At 50.0% G+C, this 7,061-nt stretch carries 7 protein-coding genes and 1 pseudogene; 2 read left to right on the top strand and 6 right to left on the bottom strand.

The genetic code is table 11. The annotated features are described in order from the left end of the window. Both GAC_RS04695 and GAC_RS04690 read right to left on the bottom strand, forming a co-directional pair. A partial coding sequence (locus tag GAC_RS04695; RefSeq protein ID WP_037349616.1) for a DnaB-like helicase C-terminal domain-containing protein occupies window positions 1-937 on the bottom strand: 937 nt, incomplete at its 3' end. Window positions 938-990: 53 nt separating this feature from the next. Beyond that, window positions 991-1,659 (bottom strand): hypothetical protein, encoded by a 669-nt coding sequence (locus GAC_RS04690; RefSeq protein ID WP_010267974.1) that lies wholly within the window; start codon window positions 1,657-1,659, stop codon window positions 991-993. 172 nt (window positions 1,660-1,831) lie between these two features. Here GAC_RS04690 and GAC_RS04685 point away from each other — a divergent pair, with 172 nt between their 5' ends. Beyond that, a complete protein-coding gene (locus GAC_RS04685; RefSeq protein ID WP_080510991.1) occupies window positions 1,832-2,293 on the top strand; it encodes a nucleoside deaminase in 462 nt (153 codons plus the stop codon). 129 nt (window positions 2,294-2,422) lie between these two features. Here GAC_RS04685 and GAC_RS04680 read toward each other — a convergent pair. The 3 genes and pseudogenes from GAC_RS04680 to rpmF all read right to left on the bottom strand — a co-directional run bounded on the left by GAC_RS04680 (window position 2,423) and on the right by rpmF (window position 4,609). Then, window positions 2,423-3,390: pseudogene (locus GAC_RS04680) on the bottom strand (beta-ketoacyl-ACP synthase III). Beyond that, complete coding sequence (gene plsX, locus GAC_RS04675) at window positions 3,390-4,433, bottom strand: phosphate acyltransferase PlsX (RefSeq protein ID WP_010267981.1); 1,044 nt, start codon at window positions 4,431-4,433, stop codon at window positions 3,390-3,392. The pseudogene GAC_RS04680 and the gene plsX overlap by 1 nt, the downstream one beginning before the upstream one ends. Then, a complete protein-coding gene (rpmF, locus tag GAC_RS05560; RefSeq protein WP_010265167.1) occupies window positions 4,433-4,609 on the bottom strand; it encodes a 50S ribosomal protein L32 in 177 nt (58 codons plus the stop codon). Before rpmF ends, plsX begins: the two co-directional genes overlap by 1 nt. Window positions 4,610-4,822: 213 nt before the next feature. Between rpmF and tgt the strand changes: the two genes are divergently transcribed. After that, entirely contained in the window at window positions 4,823-6,085 is a 1,263-nt protein-coding gene (gene tgt, locus GAC_RS04670; protein ID WP_012659034.1) for a tRNA guanosine(34) transglycosylase Tgt, read from the top strand. 193 nt (window positions 6,086-6,278) lie between these two features. On the opposite strand, the gene pstB is transcribed toward tgt, so the two are convergent. Then, entirely contained in the window at window positions 6,279-7,037 is a 759-nt protein-coding gene (gene pstB, locus GAC_RS04665) for a phosphate ABC transporter ATP-binding protein PstB (RefSeq protein WP_010265176.1), read from the bottom strand. Between the last annotated feature and the right edge of the window lie 24 nt (window positions 7,038-7,061).

The raw sequence follows: 7,061 nt of genomic DNA, 5'->3' as shown, positions 1-7,061 counted from the left end.
AAACGGATGAATCGTCCACTATCAGCGGCAAATCGCATATCTTCTCGCTAGCTTTCAAGACTTGATTCAAATCCGTGCTGCTAATTTTGCCCGATAGGGCCTTGTAGGAACTGATTTCAGACTCTATCGATATGATCCTGGAAGCAATGTGCTCTGCAGACATTTCAAGGGAGAAAAACCCAACGCTCTTTCCGTCGTTTTTAAGGGATTTACAGGCGCTTAGTGCCATATTCAGAGCTAGAGCTGTTTTCCCCATAGAAGGACGCGCGGCTACGACTATCAGATCGGAATTCTGCAGCCCATTTAACAGTTGGTCTAAATCCCTAAGCCCCACAGACACTCCTTGTAGGGCATTTGCACCGCCTTTGGCGGCTTCGATTTTTTTTCTTACGTCCTCCACCAATACTGAGAACTTGTGATAATTTCTGTCAGATTTACCTCTACTCCCCAGTACAAACAGCCGCTGTGCCGCATCTTCTATCTGCTGCTCTGCAGGGTTGTCGGAGTCATAGTCGTACGCATTGCCCACAACATCGTTCCCAAAGGCAATTAGGCAGCGTCGAAGGTGCGCATCAAATACAGCCTGCGCCACGCTTCTTATGTCAAAAACCACGCTTGCCTTAGCCGCAATTTTGGCCAAATACTCGGCACCACCACATTCGATCAACGCCTCGTCATTGTCAAAAAACATCTTCAGGCTAATCTCGTTGGCAGCAAGGCCCCGCCGGTTGATTTTGAGCACTTGGTCAAAAATCCGCCCGTGCAGAGGATCAAAAAACACGTCTGCACTTATTATATCTTCCAGAGCATCGCAGATCCTGTTGTCCCTCAACATCGCACCGATTAGCATCTGCTCAGCCTCGATGTTGCTAGGCAGGCCGCCTATAGCACCTAGCGTGCTGCTCTCTTTTAAATCCTGCACTAAAAACCCCAACAACACCCTGGGGATTATACCACCATGGGGCCACGCTGCAAACCAACAGCAGACAGTTATCTAGATCTTGCGATATATTTGCCCTGAAATCTACTGGGCATACGAACAAACATTTGCCAGAATCCATTGGGAAGCTCGCCGTTATCGCCGCCCCTGGCACCTGCATTGAACAAGCGAGCTAGGCTTTCCTGCCTTTCCGACATCACAAGCTTAGTCCACTTACCTATGGGCTCCGCCACCCCGACAATCTGTGCAGCACTTTCATACTTTGCGCCACCATCGGCAACGTCACGTTTTTGTGCAGATGAAAAGTCCCTCTTGAGTAGCTTGTCTTCTTTCTCAATATTGTACTTTTCCTGATCTGTTAACGTCTCATCCACATCGTGCTCATCAGCGGATTTCTCGCTTGATGTTTCGGATGACTCATAGCCGAACAGGCCAGCGATCTTTGCAACCAGGCGCCGCACGGCGGACAACAAGGCATCAACGGCCTTCAACAGTTTGTGCAGCAGTTTCTTTAGGGCCTGCCAAACGTGGCCAAGTCCTTTCTTTAGTGTTCTGAACGGCCAGAGAAGAATATTCTTCAGGCACCTGCACACACGCCTTCTCACCGGCTTAATGAACAGTAGTAAAGACGCGATCAGCCCGACAGACGCAGCGGTACCTTTCAGCGCAGCCCCTGCGATCCCAGAACCCGGTATCAGCCCTAGCAACTTCTTTATCACATACAAACTCGGACATGCACCCGCGTTGATTCTAGCATACTATAGCGTATACACAAAGTGTCTGTTACGCAGGACCAATCACTGTTAAGTCGGGAGTAACACACTATGTACATTACGACACCTTTACGCACGGCTGCTATTGTCCTATGCTTGAAACAGTGTTTAAAACGTGATGATGCTGTCAGAATCCCCTTACATGAGGCTAGCAATGCAGGAGGCGGTCAGCTCACCGGCTGAGGTTCCAGTAGGTGCCGTAGTCGTCGATGAGCGCGGCGTTGTAGTATCTAGCAAGCACAACCTCACGCTTCGCAACTCAGACCCGACGGCGCACGCGGAGATGCTCGCCATCAGAGAGGCTTGTTTGCACCTGTCAACTCACGTGCTGGACAATTGTGATATGTACGTAACGCTTGAGCCGTGCGCCATGTGTGCATATGCGATATCTTTATCAAGAATTCGCAGGCTATATTTTGGCGCATACAATGCAAAATGCGGGGGAGTAGAGCACGGCGCCCGAGTTTTTAGGTTTTGCCATCACATCCCTGAGGTATACGGTGGGTTCCTCGAGCGGGAAAACGCAGAGATATTGAAAAGCTTTTTCTATAAGCTACGGAACCAGCAGCACCAACCATAGTGCGGAGCGCGGCTTCCTATCAGCTGAGTTAAGGACCACAACCGTGTAGACTCGCGGTCCCTACCACACAACACCTCCCTCCCCCGAGGTGCGTTCCCAACCATGGGCCACGTGTATGCTCAACAGATGCTACAGTCTGAGCAAGCTCACACCCCACGTGATGCCGGCTCCTATTGCGGCAAACAGTACTAGATTGCCCTTTTTGATTCTGCCTGCACGCTTAGCTTCGTACATCGCAAGCGGTATGGATGCGGACGAAGTGTTCGCGTGCTCATCTATACTCAAGATGACCTTATCCCTGGAAAGCCCCAGCCTGTTGATAACGAGGTCAATAATTCGTACATTGGCTTGGTGGGGAATAAACCAGTCAATCGAGTCAACATCCAACGCACTACTTTCAAGCAGTGCTGAAATAGCGGATGATAGCTTAACCACCGCATGCTCAAATAGCACGGTACCCTTCATGCATATGTACCCAGCCTTGCCGGTAGAGGCAACCCCACCGTTTGTGTAGAGCACATTACCAAGTGAGCCATCAGCGCACAAGAGAGTGGACATAACTCCGGCCCCAGGTTTTTCCGTTTCGTCCTGCCCCTTGAACACAAATGCCCCCGCACCGTCGCCGAATAGCACACATGTAGACCTATCAGTCCAATCGACCACTTTAGACATTGCCTCGGACCCTATGATCAGGGCAATGTTAGCCTGGCCAGCCTTTATCATGCTATCTACAATCGACAGAGCGTACAAAAACCCGAACAGGCGGCGTTTATATCGAACGCAGCTGCGTTCTTGCAACCCAGATTTCCTTGCACCATCGTTGCACAACTCGGCATCGTTTTGTCCGGAGTTGCAGTTGCAACAATTATAAGGTCAACCTCGCTCGCCGATACCCCCGCATCTTCTAGCGCAATCTCAGCAGCTTTAGTTGCCATACCAGACACGGTATCGCCCTCTTCCACTACATGTCTGCGTTTTATACCAGTTCTTCGAAAAACCCACTCATCCGTGGTATCAACCATGAGCGACAGATCATCATTGGTGATGACTTTCGCAGGCAAAAACGCCCCCACACCACAAAAAACAGATCTTCGCATCAACCATTACTTACTTCTGAGATCATTTCTTTCGCCATGTCTCCTTGGCTAATCACGCATACAGCCTCTTTTATCGCGTGGGCGAATGCCGTGGCATCGGCCGAACCGTGGCTTTTCACCACGATGCCGTTGAGGCCCAATAGCACGGCACCATTGTACGACCTTACATCCAGAGCGCTGCCACTAGTCCGCTTGAAGTAGCAAGAGCGTAAAATGCGCATTGCAGCCCTTCCCATCAGGGAAGAACAGATTTCCTTTTTGAGTATATGAAGCGTGAGCCCGGCAACTGCCTCGCAGGTTTTTAACATAATGTTGCCAGAGAAGCCATCAGCAACAACAACATCCGCCACCCCGTCGAACGCCTCTTTTGCTTCAACGTATCCGTAGAAATTAATGTCCTGCTTTGCGTCGCGCATCAACGCGAACGCTTCTTGAATGTTGTAAGTGCCTTTTGTATCTTCCGCACCGATATTCAACAGCCCCACTTTGGGATGCTCAACGCCGAGCACAGCCCTCGCAAATGCCCTGCCCATAATCGCAAACTGAAAGAGTAAGCCTGGAGCACATTCGGCATTAGCACCCAAATCTAGTGCAACAAAACTGCCCTTCCTGGAGGGCAGTACAGTAGCAATAGCTGGACGATCTATGCCTTGCAACGTACCTAAAAGATACCTGGATATCGCCATAAGGGCACCGGTGTTACCCGCAGAAACCGCAGAAGCAACCACGCCCTTTTTGACGTCTTCTATTGCACACCACATGCTTGACTTCCTGCGGTGCCTGAGTGCAAAAGACGGCCTGTCGTCACACAATACGGCATCCGGCGTGTCAATGAAGACGCTATTTTTCTCTACCAGCTTATACTTACCAAGCACCGGCAGCACAGCACTCTCTTTACCATATATGCTAAGATGCACTTTGTGCTTACACGGCACAGCACCGGAGAGAACCAAATCAGCCCCCTTAATGGCAACCTCGGGGCCGAGATCCGCCCCCATAGCGTCAAGCGCTACTGACACGCATGCGCCACTGTCACGCACCACTAAACCTTAGACTCAGTAACTTGCTTCCCGTTGTAGTAGCCCCCCAAACACACGTGATGGGGAAGTTTATACTCCCCGGTAGTTGGGTCAATAACGACGTTAGCGGCAGACAGCGCCAAATGCGAACGATGCATGTTGCGACGCGACTTCGACTTCTTCCTTTTGGGTACAGCCACAGTTCAATCCTCACCCACAATACTCGGATTATGGCCCAGAAAATCGAGGTTGGCAATAGCATTTTTCAAAAAGAACCCACTCTGCAAGCCAAACAGCCATCAACTACCTAACAACCCACCCATAAATCTGGCAGGCACACATGTTAAGAACGCAAAAAAATTTTTTGATGCGGCATACCGGTAAATGGCCTACCATGGCTACTGCTGATTTGTATGTACGCCAGATTGTATCAAAACTTCAATTTTCACGTCCTGCTACAGCACAATAGGGCGCGCGTCGGTGTAATCTCCACCCCCCATGGGGTGTTGTATACCCCAGCGTTCATTTTCTGCGCAACAAAGGCCGCTATAAAATCGTTAGACATGAAAACTGTCAAAGAATGCGGCACGCAGATCGTGCTCTCTAATACATATCATCTTATGCTGCAACCAGGGGCAGAAACGGTGGCCGCGCTGGGAGGGCTGCATAACATGCTTGGCTGGAAAGGGCCAATGTTGACCGACTCTGGAGGGTATCAAATTTTCAGCCTTGGATACGGCTCAGTATCGGAGGAATTGAAAGGCAAAAGAAGGCGGGCTAATTCCTCTCTCATCAAGATAGATGAGAGCGGCGCAATTTTTAGGTCATACATCAACGGGCAGCTGCATCATCTGACTCCCGAAAAATCCATGCATATCCAACGCATGTTAGGGGCAGATCTTGTCGTAGTATTGGACGAGTGCACCCCTTTCCACACTAGTTACGAGTATACAGCACAGTCTATGCACATGAGCAACCGCTGGGCATTGAGGTCACTAGAGGAATTTCAAAAAACCGCAGACGGAACGCAAGCTTTGTATTGCGTCATACAGGGTGGAGTGCATAGTGATCTTAGACGCGTCAGTTGCGAGTTTGCTAACAGCTCTCCGTTCTTTGGCAACGCAATTGGTGGCTCGCTTGGGTCACATAAACAGCAGATGTATGATACCGTCTCTTTGACCACCAGTTTGCTTGACAAGAGCAGGCCCGTGCATTTGCTTGGTATCGGCAATGTGTGCGACATTTTGCACGGAGTAATGAACGGCGTAGACACGTTTGACTGTGTATATCCCACCAGGATAGCAAGACACGGGGCAGCGCTGGTAAGGCCCGAAAACAGAATCTCACCGGACAGGGAGTATGTTAATTTATACAACTCCAAATTTGCGCGTTCTTTGGCTCCCATCGAGCAAGATTGCGGCTGCTATACCTGTAATCACCATTCAAGGGGTTACCTCCACCATCTACTAAAAGCCAAGGAGCTACTGGCATACACCCTTATTACGATACACAATGTATACTTCATGAACAGCTTAATGCAGCGCGTAAGAAGGGCGATAGCGGGAGAAACCTTAGAGCAAGAATATGAGTACTGGCTCGGAAAACGCGGGGCAGCACCGGACTCGGCATCGCCGCAGCCCCCCCCAAGCGGGAAAACCCCAACCGCACCTAGGTAACCAACAAAAGCTACGCTATGTTTCATGTTGGTGGCATCTAGGGGATAGAAAGAGCGCACCCGCACTATCAATTCCTGGTTATGCTGCAGAAAACCTTCAGACTATATAGGCAGGCTGTACGAGAGCTATAAAGGGCATTGGCCTCTCCCCCACATACAGGGGGGTTCCGGTAGGAGCGCTGCGCTATGAACCGCTATAAGTGGTCAGCTAGATATCCCTTAACTTCCTCTGATTTCGGGGCCTTGAACACCTCTTTGGTCGTATTGTGCTCAACTATTCTGCCCTCTTGAAAAAACGCGACCCTGTCCGAAACTTCTCGTACCTGCTTAACAGAGTGAGTGACCAGCACTATCGTGAAATTCTTCTTTAGCTCCTTGATTAAATTCTCCACAACACCTGTAGCCACAGGATCAAGCGCAGAGCACGGTTCGTCCATCAACAGCATAGTAGGCCTAACCGCAATCGCTCGGGCTATGCATAGACGCTGTTGCTGCCCACCAGAAAGCTTACACGCACTATCCTTCAGCCGTCCGCCCAGTTCATCCCACAACCCTACACGTCGCAAACTTTCCTCAACGATGTCATCAAGCCGCCTCTTGTTTCTGGCTAACCCATGCAGCTTAGGCCCATAAGCTATGTTTTTGTATATCGAGTCGGGAAACGGGTTCGGTTTCTGAAACACCATACCAACCTTTGCCCGCAGCAGCACAACATTAGTGTCGGGCGAGTGCACGTCCATCCCTTCAATGTCAATCTTGCCTTCCACCTTGCAATCTGGAACAAAGTCATTCATGCGGTTAAAACATCGCAAGAACGTGGACTTGCCGCACCCAGACGGCCCTATAAGGGCAGTAACCTCCCTTTTGTACACATCTAGGTTAACATCGAACAAAATCTGCTTCTTGCCATACCACAGATTCAGACCCTCTACTGCAGCATGAACTTCTGACACTGAAATTAAGCCCTTAATACATCT

The organism is Anaplasma marginale str. Florida (assembly GCF_000215485.1).
Lineage (GTDB): Bacteria > Pseudomonadota > Alphaproteobacteria > Rickettsiales > Anaplasmataceae > Anaplasma > Anaplasma marginale.
This window is presented reverse-complemented; position numbering and strand designations above follow the sequence as displayed.